Source organism: Microbacterium sp. EB106-03-03-XG65 (assembly GCF_058791955.1).
This window is the reverse complement of sequence record NZ_JBYTEB010000001.1, coordinates 1,886,498-1,903,007: the sequence shown is the minus strand read 5'-3', so window position 1 is coordinate 1,903,007 and position 16,510 is coordinate 1,886,498. Positions and strand designations below refer to the sequence as shown.

Genomic DNA, 16,510 nt, shown 5'->3' with positions numbered 1-16,510 from the left:
GAGTGGTTCTCCTGTCGTTGGTGTTCTGTCGGGATCATGGTGACTGGATTCACGTCGGCACTCAAGCGTGTACTTGATGCCACGCACTGATTCTGAAGTTGTCCACACGGAAACTCGCGAACCCCATGACCCATTGGGGCCCGGTCGTGGGGAGGGTGAGACACATTGCGAGTTCGGCGAGAACCACTGGACCCGAGACCGCCAAGCTCACGAGCTCCGTGTGCCAGTCAGTGAACGTGTTTCGGATGTCGCAGATCATCGACACGACGGCGCCGCGCCCGCGAATGATCTCCCGCGCGGAGGGCTGATAGGTGACGTCTTCGGTCAGAAACGCATGAATATCGTGGTCGCTACCTTCGTTCAAGATGGTGACGAAATCGCGAACCACGAGTTCGATCTCCAGCAACTCGATGGCTGTCAGCGGGCGTTCCCAGTGCTCGTGCATGTTGCCCTCTACGCCGTGGTGATCCGGAGTGCAGAGATCGTGTCGCCGCGCGTGGAGAAGGTCAAAGTAGCGGGACCGTTGTAGCTGTTCCCGTGCACTTGGGTGTGCACGGCAAGGTCGCTGCCATCCCAGGTGTGCAGGAGGTCCGTGAACTGCACGCGGTTTTCGATGATCCATTTCTCGATCCACAAGGTGATCCCCTGAAAGCCCTCGAACAGCATCCCCCACGCGTCCACGTCCGCGTCGGGGTGGAAGCATCGGGTGAGAGCGTCCGCGTTCTGGGCGTTTGCGGCATCTAGGGCATCGGTCACCACGGACGGTACGTGTCCTTCGAGACGACGCACATGCTCGAGCGCAGGCGACCCGACTCCCGCGGGGGCCGAACGGTTGGTCTGAGGCCTCATGTCATCACTCGCGGCTTCCCAGCGGGATGACCGTGCGGTGCCAGGTGGCGTTCACTACGGATGCGAAGCAGCCGTAGAGTCCGAGGATTCCCACAACGAAGCCGGTGTACCCGGCTGCACGGGTGATCACGTCCGAGGATGCGTATGCGCCGATGGCGAGAAGGACGAACGTGATGGCTGCGGCGCTGAACAGAACGGTGAGCAGCACGGAGATACGGGTGCACGGGACGACGAGGAATGCGGTGAAGACGGCCCACAGGATGAGGAACGTTCCCATACCCTCTCCGCCTGCTTTCTCCACCATGCCTGGGGTGGTGATGGTCCACCAGTACGCGAGCCAGAACGCTCCGTAGGACACGAAGGCGAGTGCGCCGAACGTGTTCGCCTGCACGAACTCCCAGATGCCGGCGATGATCTGAGCGACCCCGCCGTAGAACAGGCCGAGTCCGAGCACAGCGACAGCCGCGCCGGGGAAGATGCCTGCGTTGGCAAAGCTCAACAGGAAAGTCGACATGCCGAATGCGCCGAGGCCGAGGGCTGCAGGGTCAGCGATGCCCCGAATGACGGGGTGGCGAACGGATGCGACCGGCTTCGGGGCTTCGGTCATGGCCGGTGCGGTGTGGGTAGTCATGGGTGCTCTCTGTCGCGTCTGCGGTGCGGTGGATGGATGTGACGGTAGGTCTGGGATGGGAGCGAGGACATCCCCCGGCGCCGCTGGGGACATCACCTGCCGCCGTTACTCCGGGGAACGAAGGGAGGCGAGGACGTCGACGCGCGGTGCGAAGAACACGGAGCCGGTCACGGCGGTGGAGAAGTCGAGGAGCCGGTCGTGCAGGCCGGGAGGGTCGCCGATGAACATCCGCTCCAGCATCTGCTGGATGACCCAGAGGTTCCGCGCATAACCGAGGAAGTACGTGCCGAACTCACCGCGACCCGGACTACCGAACGGCATATTGTCCCGTTGGATGTCGTGCTCGGCGCCGGCGTCGTCCGTGATGGTCGTCAGCGTCTTGTGAGACTTCTGGCCCTCTTCCGCGTCATCCAGCTCGACACCCTCGAGTTTCGTGCGCCCGATGATGGCCTCTTGCATTTCCGTGGGGAGACCTCGCCACGCAGCGAGCGGATGAACGTACTTCTGCGTGACCACGTACGTGCCGCCAGCATGCACAGGGTCCTCGTCCCCGACCAACACCGACGATTCCGCGTCGGGCCCCACGGGATTGGCGGTGCCGTCCACGAACCCCAGGAGGTCTCGACGGTCGAAGGAGCGAAACCCGACCGTCTCGTCCTGGACGACAACGGAGGTACCGAGCGCCTCCAGGAGTTGCCGTTCGAGCTCGAAGCAGACATCCGCACGCTCAGCTCGAATGTGAAAGAGGAGGTCGCCGGGCGTTGCCGGAGCGGCGTGCGCGGCACCGGTGACCGGTGTGAACTCTCGCAACTGGTGCGGTGCAGCAAGCCCAGTCAAGTCATCCCAGATTCGGCTCCCGATCCCGACCGTGCAGGTCAACGCTGTCTCGGGAAAACGGAAAGTGAGCGCTTTGACTGTGTCGGCAAGACTCGTCAGAACATCTCGCACCTGATCCAGCCCGCCAGAGGTGATTGTGGTGACGAGAAAGACAGCGTTCGCGGTCAACGGCGCCGTCAACGCCTGTACCGCCTCGGTCGTCCCAGCCATAGAGATCCTCGCTCCCACGCGCACGTACCTCGGCGCCTGGAAAAGTGTGAGTCGCTCCGGAAGTAGGCGGCATCCGACAGATGTCGAACACGGGCTCGACTCTCTGACGTGGGATATCGGCGGCCGCTTCGGGTGATGTGGCGGGCTTCCGGCCACCGGTACGTTTCCAACGCAGACGTTGAGAACACCGACCCCAGGGAGCGCGCATGGACACCGCTTTGATTGCACTCGGAGACTACTTCCGGGCACGGCGCGCCGTTATCTCTCCGGAGGATGTCGGTCTCCCCCGCACTCGTGGTCGTCGTGTCGCGGGCCTTCGCCGGGACGAGGTGGCGGAACTGGCAGGGATCAGCAACGACTACTACCTGCGCATCGAACAGGGGCGAGGCGCGCGGCCCTCCGACCAGGTCATTGGCGCAATCGCACGCGCCCTCCGGCTGGATGTCGAATCCACGGCGTACGCGTTCCGTCTCGTGTCGGGGCAGATGCCGCGCGGATTCGTCCGCGACAGCGACACGCCAGATCGGATTGCGCGCACCCTGTCGCAGTGGACGCACACCCCCGCATACGTTTCCGACCCTCACCGGGACATCATCGCCTCGAACCCGCTCGCGACGATCTTCGGTGAAGGTGGGCTCGCGGCCGGGTCGAATCAGGTCAGCGCGCTGTTCAATGAGCGCATGCGCCGCAGCCTCCGCGAATGGGAGCCGATGGCCCGTGCGGCCGTTGCGACGCTGCGGCGCGACGCACACCCGCACTCTCCGCGCCTGCGGGAGCTTCTCCGGCAGTTGTCCGTTCACGACGACTTCCGACGCATCTGGGAGCGTCACGATGTCTCGGGCCCCGAGGACGCGACCTTCCGTTTCGTCTTCGACGGGGTGGGCGAGATCGCCATCGACGCGCAGAACTTCGCGGTTCGCAGTATGCCGGGATATCAGCTGACGGTGTTGTCTGCGCAGCCAGGCGGACTGGGCGCAAGCCTATTTACGCGGCTCGCGGAGTCGCTGCCCGGCGGAGCCGCCACCGTGCGGATGACCGGAGTCGAGCGATGAGCGCTGACTCAGGGTGGTACAACGCGGACCTGTTACCTGCCGGCGGTCCTTCCGTAGCGTCGTTGGTGTGGCCAGAACAGACTCGAGCACCCGTTGAGCACCGCGCGGGGATCCGCCCCGACCTCATCCCGCTGCCTGCGGGGGGCGGAGCGACAAGCCTGCAGGATCTCGTAGACGAACTCTCCGACGTCCTCGGCCGTTCGGTGATGATGCAGGACACCGACTTCCGGCTGGTTGCTGCCAGCGCGCAGGGAGACGACATCGATGAGCTGCAGGTGCGCACACTTCTCACGAGAATGACACCTGAGGTGGAGCGCGAATGGGCGGAACAGTGCGGGGTCAGCCGAACTCGCCATCCCCTCACGGTCGACTTCGCCGAGTTCGGTGCGCACGAGCGATTCATCGTTCCGATCTGGGGCGACGATGAGCAGCTCGGCACGATCTGGCTCATCAAGACCGGCTTCGCCCCCCTTAAAGAAGATGAGTTCCGCGCCATCGACGCGACCGTCACTGTCGCCAGCTCGCTCCTGCAAGCCAGGTCGGGGGGAACGGCACGCAATGCCCGCGAAAGCGTCTTCCGCTCCCTCCTCGCGAGCGACCCAGCCTCACGTCGCGAGGCGCTTGCTACGGCCGTTCGCAGCCACGGCGTCACCCGTGGGCCGGAGACGGTCGTACGCGCCATCACCGTCGCGGAAGACGCACCTGTGATCCAACGTGCGGCGCTCGGCCAGGCGCTGGAGAGCACAGCCCGACAGGCTCTTATCTTCATCGGCGAGTTGGGGGCAGCGCTCCTCTTCGTCGGCCGCCACGGGGTCCCGGAGAACATCGATGCACTCATCACGTCCGAGGCTGACAGAGCGGGCGTCGCCCTCAAAGCGATTGGATCTGCCGCCCTCTCGGCGACTGAGACCGACCTTCTTCCCGTCGCGGGGCGAGCGGTCGCGACCGCAGCAGTCGTAGAGATGCTTCCGGAGCTCGGGCTGAGCGCTCACGCGGACAACGTGGGCCCGTGGCTGTTCCTTGCGGATGTGCTGGTAGATCCGGAGCGCCTGCGGTGGTATTCGCCAGCCGCGCACACACTCATCCACGATCCCGACCCGATGCGCCGTCAGACCGTCGAGGTCCTCCTGGATACCGCCAATCACGTCCGCGACGTCTGCGAAACGCTCCACATTCACCGCACCACTCTTTACTACCGGCTCGAGAACATGCCGCCTGTAGTGAAGGAGGCCCTGGATAACGGGATGCAGCGCAGCGCCCTGCACCTAGCGCTGAAGCTCGCGACGTACTGGGAGAGTGCCGGACATATTCGATGATCTCCACTCTCCGCTCCTCTCGAGCGAGGCCCGCTCTGGCAAGATCAGGCGGTGCCGTTTTGTCCCAGATGTCGAAAGCAGATCCCGTGACTAGTCAGAGCGTGTCCCCACCGTCTTATCGCCACCACGCGGCGAGCTTTTGGCTCGTAGCGGTGACGTTCCTCCTGGTCATGGCGTACTCGACCGTTCCGACACCGCTCTACCCGCTGTACCAGGATCTGGACGGCTTCCCGGTCGCTACTATCACTGTGATTTTCGCCGCGTACGCCGTCGGGGTCGTTGCGAGCCTCTTCCTCCTCGGGCACGTCAGCGACTGGATGGGACGACGACGGATGCTCGTTATCGCCGTCCTCGTCTCGACACTCTCTGCCGTGTTGTTCATGGTGTTCACCGACGTAGCCGGTCTTCTGGTCGCTCGAGTCATCAACGGCGCGAGCATCGGTGTCCTCACAGCAACAGCGACCGCACACCTCGGAGAGCTCCGCGCACGAGCGAAACCGAATGAGAACACCATCGTCGCGGCATCCGTCGCAGGAGGCGCCAACCTCGGCGGACTCGCGCTCGGTCCGCTCATCGGAGGGCTGTTCGCCGATTTCCTCCCGGATCCGCTGCACCTTCCCCATACGGTGTTCGCGCTGCTTCTCGTCGGACTCTCGATTGCCATCACGTTGGTCCCGGAAACCGTTCAGGTTTCCCCGCGTCCGTATCGACCGCAACGCATCGCGGTCCCGCTCGCTGCGCGCAGTGCGTTCATCGCCGCTGGATTCGCTGCGTTCGCGGGATTTTCCCTTTTCGGATTGTTCACGTCGCTCGCACCCAGCATCCTCATCGGCACGTTCGACCAAACCAGCCACCTGATCGCCGGCATCACAGTCTTTGCGGTGTTCGGCTCGGCAGCCGTCGCGCAGGTAGTGCTGTCGGCGGTACCCCGCCGCGCGCAGCTCCTGTTCGCCGCTATCGCGTGCGGGGTGGGTCTCGCCGGTATCGCTGTCGGCGCGGTCCTCCCGTCCTTTGCTCTGTTCCTCATCGGCGGCGTAGTGGCAGGAGCCGGAGTGGGGGCCTTGTTCAAGTGCGCGGTCACCGTGGCGGGCGAGCTCGCTGAACCTGGTCGACGCGGTGAGACATTGGCTGCCATCTTCCTCATCGCATACTGCGGTCTTGCGCTGCCTGTGCTCGCGATTGGGGCAGCCCTGACGGTTGTCCCGCAGACGACCGTCTTGCTCGTCTTCGTCGTTCTGGTCGCCCTGGTCACCGTCATCGCGGCGCTACGTATGCGCAGACAGACGCGATAGACGCAAGCGAGACTGTTCAGCTGTCGAAGTCGTCCACGAGACGCCGCAGAAGGTAGTCCCGGAGGATGCGGGCGTGGTTCACGACCGGGTCGTGCTCCCCGTAGAGGAGCGTGACTGTGGGGTGGGCGCTCACGACCGCCGCGAGATGGCGCACCTCCGACTCGTTCGCATCCAGCTCCGCCTCGTACCGTTGCGCGAACTCGACCATCCGAGCCGGGTCGTGATCCCACCACGTCCGTAGAACGGGGGTGGGTGCGATGTCTCGCATCCACTCATCCAGATCCGCATGCCCCTTCGAGACGCCCTGCGGCCAGACCCTGTCCACCAGCACGCGGAACCCGTCCTCCACGGCCGCAGGTTCGTAGACGCGCTTGATGAGCAGGCTGTTCATGAGGTCCTCGCAGGTTTTCGGGCAACGATGGCTCCACGGTAGAAGCGCTGTCCGACCGGACGCACCGGACGAATGTAGAAGCAGCGTCCGACTCCCGCTCGATGCTCGCGCTCGGGTGCAGCCGTTGAATGAGGTCATGACCAATGACCCGAACTGGAAACTCCCCGAGGTTCCCTCTTTCTCCCTGACAAGCCCGGACTTCGTCGACGGCGCGCATCTTCCTATGTGGGTTCGCGGTTCCTCCGGCGGCGGCGAAGACCGCTCCCCCGCCTTGCAGTGGTCGGGTGCTCCCGAAGGCACGCAGAGCTATGTGCTCTCCGTGTTCGACCCGGACGCGCCTTCCGGCTCGGGCTTCTGGCACTGGACGCTCATCGACATCCCGGCCGGTGTCACCGCACTCGTCCGCGGAGCAGGAACCGAGGACGATCTGCTGCCGCCGAAAGCGAAGCGCCGCCGCAACGAATACGGCACGGACATCTTCATCGGCGCCGCTCCGCCCGCCGGCCACGGTCCGCACCGGTATGTCTACACGCTGAGTGCGCTCGACATCCCGACACTCGAAGTCGCCGCCGACGCGACCCCGGCCATCGTCGGCCTGAGGCTGCGACCGCACATCATCGGCCGGGCTCAGCTCGTCGGATACCAGGAGACCACCGCAGATGGAAAGCCGGCATACGGCGAGGACGGAGCGAGCGCATGATCCATCACCTTGTCTCCTGGAAGCTTCGGGAAGATGTCGACCGCGCCGAGTCCATCGGCCGAACCCGTGAGCTGCTCCTTGGACTCGTGGGGATCGTCGATTCGATCCGGTCTATCGACGTCATCGAGAACGTCGCGTTCCCGGAGGTCAACCACGACTTCGCGGTCCTCGCGACTTTCGACGACGTGGCAGGTCTCGAGGCCTTCGCGAACAACCCCATCCACCGCGCCGCTGTCGGAGAGATCCACACGTTCATCACCGAGCGTGGCGGCATCGACTGGGAGACGCCGAACGCCTAAGCGTGCTCGAGTGGCTAGTGGTCGCTCCGCCTACACAGTGGAACGGCCACGCTGCGCCTACGCACTGGAATCAAGGCATCTTGGGGCGTTGTCGCGGCGACGAAGTGCGGTTGAAAGCGTTCCTGAGCTGGGCGGGATGCAGACTAAACCAAATCATCAACATGGACTGCTGGATTCCTGATCGCGCTCGCGCCGGCCCAGATTAGCAATCGTCTATGTGTTGAAGGCCTCACTGGCCCTGCAGCGCACGGGTCGCCATGTACTCTTCCGCGGCGGGCTCCAACTTGAAGTCGAGCAGCTCGACGGAGTGCGCCTTCAACACCTCACGCACCTCAGTGGGCGTCGTGCGGAAGTACTCGCGGCGCAAGTTGATCTGATTGATGCGACGGTCCGCGAAGTGCTGGTGCAGCATCGCTTCGATGCTCACGGCGTCATCGGCGAAGAACAGCGCGTGGACGTCGAACCGGAAGGGCACGGAAGCATCTCCGAGTTCGTTGACGCGGTCCATCGGCTCGAGGCGTCGGGTGAGGCCGATCTTCACCACCTCAGGCCCGAACGATCCAACATTGCTGATGACGTAGACGTACCCGGCGCGGATGTTCGCCGCACGGTAGTCGACGTTCTCGATGGCGTGCTCGACATCAGCGAGGCGCGCCCGCATCCGCTCCGCACCTTCGAGATCGCCGTTCGCTTCGAGGGCGGCGATGGTGTTCGCGTAGTGCCCGCGCTCCTTCTCGAGGCGCGCCTTCTCCGCAGCGAGTTCCTTCTCCGCCTTGCGCTGTTCCCGAAGCTCCTCACGGTGCGCGCGATCTGCTTCCTTCTCCTCTTGCACGGCGCGGAGGTGTCGGTTGGCGAGCTCAAGCTCACGGAGACGAAGCTGGTGGAAATAAGACGTGATGTTCAGATCGATCATCGTGCCGAGACGAGCGATCTGCTCCTGCGCCGTGGTGAGTCGCTTCTGAGCGGTGGCCAAGTTCCCGGCACGGACAGCCTTGACGCAGTTCTCGGCTTCGGCGTTGTAAGAGCGGAGCATGAGCTTCGACATGTCGCGAACAAACTTCGCGCCCTTGGCCGTGCTGTTGTTGAAAGTGAAGTTGCTCGTCGCCTGCGTGGCCCGGCCGGCGCGGACGGCCGTCTTGATGTCTGCGCGCAGTGCTTCGAGCTGCGTGGCCAGGGCGACCGAGTCCTCGGCGGGATGCTCGTAGTCGTAGAGACCGAGCTCCTGGACCTCGACGGCTCCGCGCAGGTCCAGCAGCGAGGCTTGCGTCGAAGCGATGTCCGCTTGACGCGATGCGAGCTCCGCCGAGGCGGCTGCGACCTGCCCGCGAACGCCGTCGACTTCCTGGTTCAGGTGGCGCTTCAGGTCATCGAGGGCGGCCACTTCCTGCAACCCGTACTGGTCGATGAGCCCTTGAAGCCGGGCGACCTCCGAGCGGAGCTTCTCGGCGTGCTTGCGTGCACCGACGAGCGGGATGTTCTCGAGGACCAGCGCGTTCTGCGCTCCAGCTGCCGGGGCAACCGCAACCGGCGCCTATTCAACGGCGGGAGGGTCCTGCGCCGGGGCCGAAGCGCCCGCAGGCGACGATGCAAGCGCTCGAGCCTCTGCACGGCTGCGGGCCAGCGGGGCAACAGTCTGCGCACCGGCAGCGAAGACGTGTTCCGTCCACACAGCGCCGTCCCAGTAACGTTGCTCGAACTGCCCAGACGGATCTGGATGCCAACCGGGTTGCGTACTCTCGAAGGTCACCCGCTCAAGCTAACGCAGCGAAGGCAAGCAACACTAAGGATGAACTCATCCCGAGCCGATCCAAGCAGTAGCGGACGTCAAAAACTGAGGCTTGGACGCAGGTGTCCAAGTAGGTATCTATCGGCGTCCGCCAACGCTGAGCCGCGGTGGTGCCGAGTCGAGACCAAGCGGGATCAAGGAGCCCGGCGCGAGGCGTGTCCCAACGTCCCTCGCGGTAGGCCCACGATGTGGGGGCGTGGTCGCGCTGGTTCCTGCACCGCGCTCGCGACTCCGGAGGGAGGCTGAAGAGCAACTGTGGCTTACCGCAGAATGGCTGAGCCTTATGGCAGAGTCTGGTCATGGGAACAGATATCTTCTTCGCATACGGAAGCGAGTCTGCGCTACGCGCGGAGACTATGCGCGACTCGATCAAAGAGCTCTCTTCCCAAGGCGTGGATGCGAGCGGGTGGCAGGGAATGAACCCCTCCGGAAAGATCCTGATTGAGGAGATCTGTAAGCAAATCGACAACGCGAACTTTCTATTCGCAGAGATCAGCTCGATGAACAGCAATGTGCTCTTCGAGGCGGGGTACGCCCTGGGGAGGAACAAACACCTGTACCTGCTCCTCGACGAGACCGATGGGAACGCAACCCGCCTCTGGGGTGAGATTGCCCTTCTCGGGTCAATCGGCCGCGTCGATTACGGCGGGTCCGTAGATGCGCTCGTCAGCCATTGGTTCACTAAGAGAGACTCCGAAAGCCCGAACCTCTTGGCAGGCTTGATCGCTGGCGCAAAACCGAAAGAGGAAGACGCGGTGTTCGCCCCGTCCCTCCCGATACGGTTTCAGGCTGCGACCACGCTGGAGCGTATCCTCGAGCGCCGGCGGGATATTAAGTTGCTGGGCAGCGGGGATGACTTGGGGCTCGCGCCTCTTGAGTTCTATGCACGAGAGATATACCGCTCATCCGCTGCGATCTTCCATCTCCTCGCCCCGAACCGGGTCCGAAGCATCGAGCACAACGCTCGCGCGAGCTTCCTCGCTGGATTCGCTCATGGGCTAGAGATCCCGATCCTTCTCGTAGCGGAGCAAGGCTTTCGCGCTCCGCTTGACTATCGCGACCTCCTGTACGTCTATCCCACCACCGCGAAGCTCGTAGACCATGTCGAGAACTGGTTGAACACGCTGCCCGCCGAGGCTGGGGGCCGCAAGAGACTCGGCAGACTGGTTCTGGACGTAGAGCTCCCGCTGTCTACATTCGGCCAGTACGTTGCCGAGTATGAACGCGAGGAACTCAGCGACTACTTCATCAATACGAGCGAGTTCGCGAGCATCATGCGAGGCGAAGCGAAAGTCTTCGTCGGGCGCAAGGGCACCGGCAAGACGGCAACGATGTTGCAGGCTGTAGACGACCTGCGAAAGGATCGACGAAACCTCGTCGTATCAGTGAAACCTTCGAGCTATGAGCTTGCTGGCCTCGTCGCACTTGCCGAAACGCTTGGCGCTGACTCTGAGTACGTGCTGCACGCGTTGTGGTCGTACCTCCTCTACACAGAAATCGCTTGTCATGCTGTCCGCTTTAGCCAACAAAGTGCCGCGGCGGGCGGCTCGAACGCAGCGACGCAAGCGCTCGCCGCAGAACTCGACGCGCTAGAAGTCGATACGAGCGACGACCTCGCATCGCGTCTTGAGAATGCGGTCACCCGGCTCGAGCTCCGCAACCAACGTGAGGGGGAAAGCAATCGCGAATTCATCGCCCGGGAGCTCCGCTCGCACCGGCTAGGCAATCTGCGCAAGTTGACCCAAGCGGTTACTCACCAGTTCGACCGGGTCGCGGTGCTGATCGACAACTTGGACAAGGCTTGGGAGCATGGCGCCAACTACGGGGTGATGGCTCGGTTCATCTTGGCGCTCCTGACCACCGTGGGATCTCTGGAACGCGAGTTCCAACGGAGCTCGAACGGGGGGACCAACGGGAACAACCTCACGCTCACCGTTTTTCTTCGTGCGGACATTTACGAGAAGGTAGCGGCGCACGCCCGAGAACCGGACAAGATTCGGGTTTTGGCCGTGCACTGGCAAGACTCGGAGTTACTTACCCGAGTTCTGGATGAGCGTTTCGAGGCGAATCGAAACCGGAAAAAGCAGCACACACCGCTTTCGCTTTGGAAAGGCCTCTTCACCTCCGAGGTTCGGGGAGAGCCCACCCGCGACTACATACTCTGGCGGACTCTTCCTCGACCGCGGGATCTGATCTTCTTCGCGAACGCTGCCCTCACGACAGCGATCAACCGTCGCCACCGACTGATTGAGGCTCAGGACATAGTTTTCGCCGAAGCCCAGTATTCGAAGTTCGCCTTCGATGCACTGGTAGTAGAGAGCGACTCCGAGGAGTTTGACCTAGAAGAAGCGCTTTATGAGTTCGCGGGTGCCTCCGCGACGGTTGGCGAAGAGGAGCTGCGGAACCTCTTGGAGCCTTCCGGCGACATCGAGGAGATCTTGAACTGGCTGATGCGCACATCTTTCCTTGGGATTGAGGTAGCCCCAGGCGAGTTCAAGTATGTTGAGGGTCGCGTAAACGCCCGCCGACAGGAGAAAGTTGCAAGGCGCTTCGCACAACGCGCACACACAACCATCCGATACCGAGTACACCCAGCTTTTCGGAACTATCTCGAGATCCGCGACGACGACCTTCATCTTGGCGAGGCTCCCGCCCCGGGTTCCGACAGCAGCGATTCGTCTGAGACGCACGAAGACGATGATTCCCAGCACTAGCGGAGCCGTGAAAGCGGCCGTGCTGAAGCCGACCGACCCCGAATGGCCCATGGGGTCGAAGGACCTCGCGGTCGTCGTCGGACTCCTCACCAGCCTGCCTCACATCACAGGGCACGCTCTCGGGCGCCGACTTCGAGCATCGTCGATGAGGCATTGATACCCCTACTCAACCAACGGTCCCGCTAGGCTTCTGCGCACGGCCGCACGACAGTTCCAGGACTGATTCGAGAGAAAGTTCGAGTTTGGATTGCGAGTCGCCATCCAGGGAACCAAAACGCGCCCACGCGACTAGCGGCGAGTACGGGAATTATCCCTCGACGCTCATCTGCCTGTCATCGGCTTTCGGCCGCTCGCACGGGTTGCGCTTCCCACGTCTTCAAAGCGTTCAGCACAGCCAGCCGCCGATTCTCCGGGGTGTCAGGTGTATCGGAAAATGAGCCGATATCGATGGGGGGTGCGGCGGAGATCTCCTGTTTGAGCTTGTGCTTCAACTCAATCAGATCGAAGTACTCCGAGGCTTCCTGCAGGTTCACCCGTTCGAGGTGCACTTCGCGAGTGGATCCCATCGTCTGAGTGAGGCTGACAAAGAATGCCAAGGCTGCAATGTCGCCGCGCGCCGACTTTTCCTCGAGGAGCCAGTTCCGGAACCCTTCTGCACTTAGGTGCTTCCAAGCCAGTACCGAATTCCAAAGGTTCCAGGACATGTGATCGATGGTCGCTCCCTCTGCATAGATCGCTATCCGCAGTGAAGCGGTGACCAAGTTCTGAATCGCGACGGTCAGTTCTAGAACGTTCGTGCCAGCCTGCGGGCTGTAGGTAGCTTTGTTGACGGTGTTCGCCACAAGAATCCCTCCGCGTTCGGTCGCGACGGCGTCAAGAGCAGCGAGAGCAGCTTCCGACGGCATTTCACGTAGACGGTCCGAGATCAGTTGTTCGATGCGGTACGTCGACCTCAGCGGATCCGTCTGTGCCAAGTCCTCGTTGTAAATCTTCGCGAGCCAAGCAAAGGTCTCCGGCGCGCTGATTGATGTCTCTTTCGCGGCGCGAATGAGCTTGGAGGTAGTGAGAGCACGAATCTCGAGCAGACCTATCGTCGTCTCGACGACCGCCACTGAGTTCTTCCCTGACCCCGCTTCCATGTCAGCGACCGCCTTTCTCACCGTCGAGTCGGCGATGTCGCGGTCGGAGATCCCGGCAGTGAAGTACCGGTCGAAGCCCTCCTCGTGGGCGATCCGTGGGTGCTTCGCTATCGAATCTTCAGTACTGGAGTTCACCGCGTCCGAAAGACGAGGGAAGATCGAACTGACCGCTCTAAGCACATGCGCGAGGTCCTCCTCGCGCGTACCGGCGTTGCGCAGCGACAGGTTCCACGTCTCTCGAGATTTCTGTCGTTGCCGCTCGAGCTCGGCGGCATCGCGGGAACCACCGTACGTGACGGCATCGCCGATCAGGTCCTTGCGACGGCGTTGCAACAGCGCGTATACACCGGGCTCGAATGTCCGCAGCCACGTCAATACGAGAAAGTCTGAGAGGTCAAGCTCGCCAAGGAGTCGCGGCGAAAGCAGGCGCGCCTGGGCGAAGAATCGCCGAATGGAACGCGGAGTGGATAGTCGGTCTGCCATGAATCCGAAGTACGCCGTCGAGAACCGCTCCAGTTGTTCTTCGCCAAGACTGTGACCGGTGGCGTCCCCGAGTTCACGCAGGTGTGTGTTCGCGAGTTCGAGGACGTCGTCCGGTCGCAGTTGAGGAACATCGAAGCGCACCTGGATGACCTTCTCCATGTACTCACGCGCTCGCCCCACCTCACCGCTGCCGATGAGACTCGTGCGGGTCAGGACATCAAGGATGGTCGACTCGTCGTAGGAGAGGAGGTAGTGGACGTATGGCAGACGGCCGAGTTGTCGAATCAACTTCAGAGTGAGCAGCAGCTCGTCGGCCGAGATACGATCCAGGTCATCGATTATGATGAGGACTGGCGTCTTCGCTTGCTCGAGAATCTTCACAAGCTTGCGCCGTGCGGCGTCAACGCTGTGATTCCCGCCAAGAAGTTTGGCGCTGTTCTCAACGATCTTGCTTGCATCGAAGAGTCCCCACGCCGCTGTCACCGCGGTGAGCGGGGCGACCGCGACGCCGAGTTCACTGACCACCTTCCGGGCCGAATCGAGTTTGCTCGACCCGAAACTACTTTGAAGCGCGGCGAAGAACCCGAGCTGCAGAGCCGACGAGTCCGGAAAGTCCCATGGATTGAAGGTCAGGACATTCCACGCTTCCGCGTCATGCTCGGCGGGCTCTTCGCCGGCTTTCTCTCGAAACCAATCAAGCATGGACGACTTTCCTGATCCCCATGGGCCCACGAGACCGAAGACGACCGAGAACTTCTGAACTCTCCCTTCGTCGATGATCTCCCAAGCACGATTCAGAAAGTCAGCTCGCCCTCCTTTCGGGGCGAGCGACCGGTCCGCGTCATCGGTCAACCAGGATCTGGTCTCCTCAGTGCCGTCGTCCCCGTCGACGAAGGATGCTCGACCACTCTCAACCGCTCTCCGAGCTTCATACCCCCAGATGAGAAGCCACCACTCACGGAAACTGCGGCGTCGGGCCGAAACATCCTCACTCATGGACCCATGATGGCGCATCCGGCGGGGAGCGCACGCGCTACCGACACCGCGGCGCAAGGTGACATGGCCGCCGTTGCCACGTGTCACTCGAACGCAGATGTGAGCCACTCACCTGAGCTGGCGCCCGGCGGAGAAGTGCAAGCGATGGATCATTGGAATCCGCGGCACGCTCAACTTTGCCGCAGCCGCGATACTGCCCCGAGCGCAGCAAGAACGGGAGTAGAGGATTAGCGAGACCCGTGCAGAGGATTGCCCCTGCCGGCAGCGTTCTGGGGCCCCGCAATCACGCGGCAAACCACCTTATGCGTACAACCCACATCGGGTTGTACGCGGATCGTATGTGAATACGTACGCGTTACCCCCAAGTACGAGAAAAGCCGCCTGGTTCCAGGCGGCTTCTCTCGTTGCTGCTCGGCTTCTCCCGGGGACGCGGTCGCGTCATGCCAGACTGAAGGGGTGAGCGAGTCCCGGAGGCCAGCCGTCATTCGCGGCTTGGCTTCGTCAACCCTCGCGATCTTCGTCGCTCTCGCGGGCCACGTCTCGGGTGGCGGACAGATGCCCGGCCCACTCGGCATCCTCGTCCCGTGGATGCTGTCGACCATGGTGTGCGTCATGCTCGCCGGCAGAAGGCTCTCACTTCCCCGTCTCGCGGTCTCGGTCGGGATCAGTCAGTTCCTGTTCCACATGCTGTTCGTGCTCGGTACGGTCACTCCCCCGGGCGTCTCTGTCCCTGCGCACGTGCATGGCGCCCCGCTCTCGATGCCGGCTGGTATCGGCGTCGCGGATGCTGTCGTCGCCGACGGGTCGATGTGGATGGGCCACCTCGCGGCGGCGCTGGTGACCATCGCCGCGCTCCGCTGGGGCGAGCAGCTGGTGCACGCGTCTCGCGCGCTCGCCGCTCAGGCGGTGCGGTGGCTGCGGCGACGCATCTCTGCGAGCGTCATCGCCGCTCCGGTCCGCTCCCCTCGCCGACTCCGCGGCGCTTTCCTCCTCACACTGAGGGCGGCCTCGCCGCATCTGGCGACTCTGCGCGGTCGCGCGCCTCCCGTTCGCCCGGCGATCTGATCTGATCTGATCCCGTCCGCCCGCGCCGCGATATCGGCGCGGCGCGGTGTTCTGCGCACATCCCGCGCAGAACCGTTCGCAGGAATCGGCGCCTCCATGGCGCCTGTCGAGAGGCCCCTTCTTCATGTCCCCTTTCCGCAGAATCGCGGCGGGGCTGATGCTCGCCACCGTCGCGGTCGTCGCGACGGCGGTGCCGGCATCTGCCCACGACCAGTTGCTGTCGAGCACCCCGTCTGACGGGGAGCGGCTTGCCGACGCTCCTTCGAGCGTCTCGCTGACCTTCTCCGGCGAGCTCCTCGTGCTCGACGAAACGCTCACGGGCGCTGTGGTCCTCGTCGTCGACGATGCCGGCACCGATTGGGCGTCGGGAGTCGTGACGGTGAACGGCAGCGAAGTGACGGCCGAACTCACACCGGACATGCCCGAGGCGGGGTATCAGGTGCGGTGGCAGGTCGTCTCGGAGGACGGGCACCCCATCTCGGGGGTCATCCCGTTCACCGTCGGGAACGCCGAGCCGATGGCACCGGCGAGCGCCGGCTCCGGCGGATCGTCGTCGGTCGAAGCGCCGACGTCCAGCACAGATCAGATCGCAGACGAGTCGAGCGGCGCCCTCCGGCTTCTGCTCGTCGGCGGGATCGGGGCAGCGCTCGCTGTCGCCCTTCTCGTCGTAGTCCGAATCCTTCGCCGTCCCCGGACGGCCGCCGCGACGCCGGATACCAGCGACCCCGCGGCAGATCTCTGAGAGGTAAC

At 63.3% G+C, this 16,510-nt stretch carries 17 protein-coding genes; 9 read left to right on the top strand and 8 right to left on the bottom strand.

The genetic code is table 11. The features are described 5' to 3' along the window. Positions 1-61 precede the first annotated feature (61 nt). The 4 genes from AC3WS6_RS08905 to AC3WS6_RS08890 all read right to left on the bottom strand — a co-directional run bounded on the left by AC3WS6_RS08905 (position 62) and on the right by AC3WS6_RS08890 (position 2,527). Positions 62-445 carry a nuclear transport factor 2 family protein gene (locus AC3WS6_RS08905; RefSeq protein WP_492500676.1) on the bottom strand — a complete coding sequence of 128 codons (384 nt, stop codon included), beginning with the start codon at positions 443-445 and terminating at the stop codon, positions 62-64. Positions 446-453: 8 nt separating this feature from the next. Next, the gene (locus AC3WS6_RS08900; RefSeq protein ID WP_492500675.1) at positions 454-759 is read right to left on the bottom strand and encodes a nuclear transport factor 2 family protein; all 306 of its coding nucleotides are present in this window, start codon (positions 757-759) and stop codon (positions 454-456) included. 94 nt (positions 760-853) lie between these two features. After that, positions 854-1,480: an acetate uptake transporter gene (locus AC3WS6_RS08895; RefSeq protein WP_492500674.1), complete on the bottom strand. Its 627-nt coding sequence runs from the start codon at positions 1,478-1,480 to the stop codon at positions 854-856. A gap of 105 nt (positions 1,481-1,585) precedes the next feature. Further along, positions 1,586-2,527, bottom strand: a complete 942-nt coding sequence (locus AC3WS6_RS08890) for a Dyp-type peroxidase (protein ID WP_492500673.1) — start codon at positions 2,525-2,527, stop codon at positions 1,586-1,588. A gap of 206 nt (positions 2,528-2,733) precedes the next feature. Here AC3WS6_RS08890 and AC3WS6_RS08885 point away from each other — a divergent pair, with 206 nt between their 5' ends. The 3 genes from AC3WS6_RS08885 to AC3WS6_RS08875 all read left to right on the top strand — a co-directional run bounded on the left by AC3WS6_RS08885 (position 2,734) and on the right by AC3WS6_RS08875 (position 6,187). Then, a complete protein-coding gene (locus tag AC3WS6_RS08885) occupies positions 2,734-3,579 on the top strand; it encodes a helix-turn-helix domain-containing protein (RefSeq protein WP_492500672.1) in 846 nt (281 codons plus the stop codon). Then, positions 3,576-4,895, top strand: a complete 1,320-nt coding sequence (locus AC3WS6_RS08880) for a PucR family transcriptional regulator (protein WP_492500671.1) — start codon at positions 3,576-3,578, stop codon at positions 4,893-4,895. The genes AC3WS6_RS08885 and AC3WS6_RS08880 overlap by 4 nt, the downstream gene beginning before the upstream one ends. Before the next feature lie 152 nt (positions 4,896-5,047). Further along, a complete protein-coding gene (locus tag AC3WS6_RS08875; protein ID WP_492500670.1) occupies positions 5,048-6,187 on the top strand; it encodes an MFS transporter in 1,140 nt (379 codons plus the stop codon). A gap of 16 nt (positions 6,188-6,203) precedes the next feature. Here AC3WS6_RS08875 and AC3WS6_RS08870 read toward each other — a convergent pair whose 3' ends face one another. Next, positions 6,204-6,578 (bottom strand): DUF488 domain-containing protein, encoded by a 375-nt coding sequence (locus tag AC3WS6_RS08870; protein ID WP_492500669.1) that lies wholly within the window; start codon positions 6,576-6,578, stop codon positions 6,204-6,206. Positions 6,579-6,714: 136 nt separating this feature from the next. Here AC3WS6_RS08870 and AC3WS6_RS08865 point away from each other — a divergent pair, with 136 nt between their 5' ends. Both AC3WS6_RS08865 and AC3WS6_RS08860 read left to right on the top strand, forming a co-directional pair. Then, a complete protein-coding gene (locus tag AC3WS6_RS08865) occupies positions 6,715-7,278 on the top strand; it encodes a YbhB/YbcL family Raf kinase inhibitor-like protein (protein WP_492500668.1) in 564 nt (187 codons plus the stop codon). Next, positions 7,275-7,577: a Dabb family protein gene (locus tag AC3WS6_RS08860; RefSeq protein ID WP_492500667.1), complete on the top strand. Its 303-nt coding sequence runs from the start codon at positions 7,275-7,277 to the stop codon at positions 7,575-7,577. Before AC3WS6_RS08865 ends, AC3WS6_RS08860 begins: the two co-directional genes overlap by 4 nt. 229 nt (positions 7,578-7,806) lie before the next feature. On the opposite strand, the gene AC3WS6_RS08855 is transcribed toward AC3WS6_RS08860, so the two are convergent. Next, entirely contained in the window at positions 7,807-8,958 is a 1,152-nt protein-coding gene (locus AC3WS6_RS08855; RefSeq protein ID WP_492500666.1) for an SNIPE associated domain-containing protein, read from the bottom strand. A 150-nt stretch (positions 8,959-9,108) separates the two neighbouring features. Further along, positions 9,109-9,324: a DUF2510 domain-containing protein gene (locus tag AC3WS6_RS08850; protein ID WP_492500665.1), complete on the bottom strand. Its 216-nt coding sequence runs from the start codon at positions 9,322-9,324 to the stop codon at positions 9,109-9,111. A gap of 338 nt (positions 9,325-9,662) precedes the next feature. Between AC3WS6_RS08850 and AC3WS6_RS08845 the strand changes: the two genes are divergently transcribed. Next, on the top strand, positions 9,663-12,077 hold the full coding sequence (locus tag AC3WS6_RS08845; RefSeq protein ID WP_492500664.1) for a P-loop ATPase, Sll1717 family: 2,415 nt from the start codon (positions 9,663-9,665) through the stop codon (positions 12,075-12,077). Continuing rightward, positions 12,061-12,234, top strand: coding sequence for a hypothetical protein (locus AC3WS6_RS08840; RefSeq protein WP_492500663.1), 174 nt, complete (start codon positions 12,061-12,063; stop codon positions 12,232-12,234). The genes AC3WS6_RS08845 and AC3WS6_RS08840 overlap by 17 nt, the downstream gene beginning before the upstream one ends. Positions 12,235-12,409: 175 nt before the next feature. On the opposite strand, the gene AC3WS6_RS08835 is transcribed toward AC3WS6_RS08840, so the two are convergent. Beyond that, a complete protein-coding gene (locus AC3WS6_RS08835) occupies positions 12,410-14,695 on the bottom strand; it encodes a KAP family P-loop NTPase fold protein (RefSeq protein ID WP_492500662.1) in 2,286 nt (761 codons plus the stop codon). Positions 14,696-15,187: 492 nt separating this feature from the next. Here AC3WS6_RS08835 and AC3WS6_RS08830 point away from each other — a divergent pair, with 492 nt between their 5' ends. After that, complete coding sequence (locus tag AC3WS6_RS08830; protein ID WP_492500661.1) at positions 15,188-15,760, top strand: hypothetical protein; 573 nt, start codon at positions 15,188-15,190, stop codon at positions 15,758-15,760. A 157-nt stretch (positions 15,761-15,917) separates the two neighbouring features. After that, positions 15,918-16,502 (top strand): copper resistance CopC family protein, encoded by a 585-nt coding sequence (locus AC3WS6_RS08825; RefSeq protein ID WP_492500660.1) that lies wholly within the window; start codon positions 15,918-15,920, stop codon positions 16,500-16,502. Positions 16,503-16,510 lie beyond the last annotated feature (8 nt).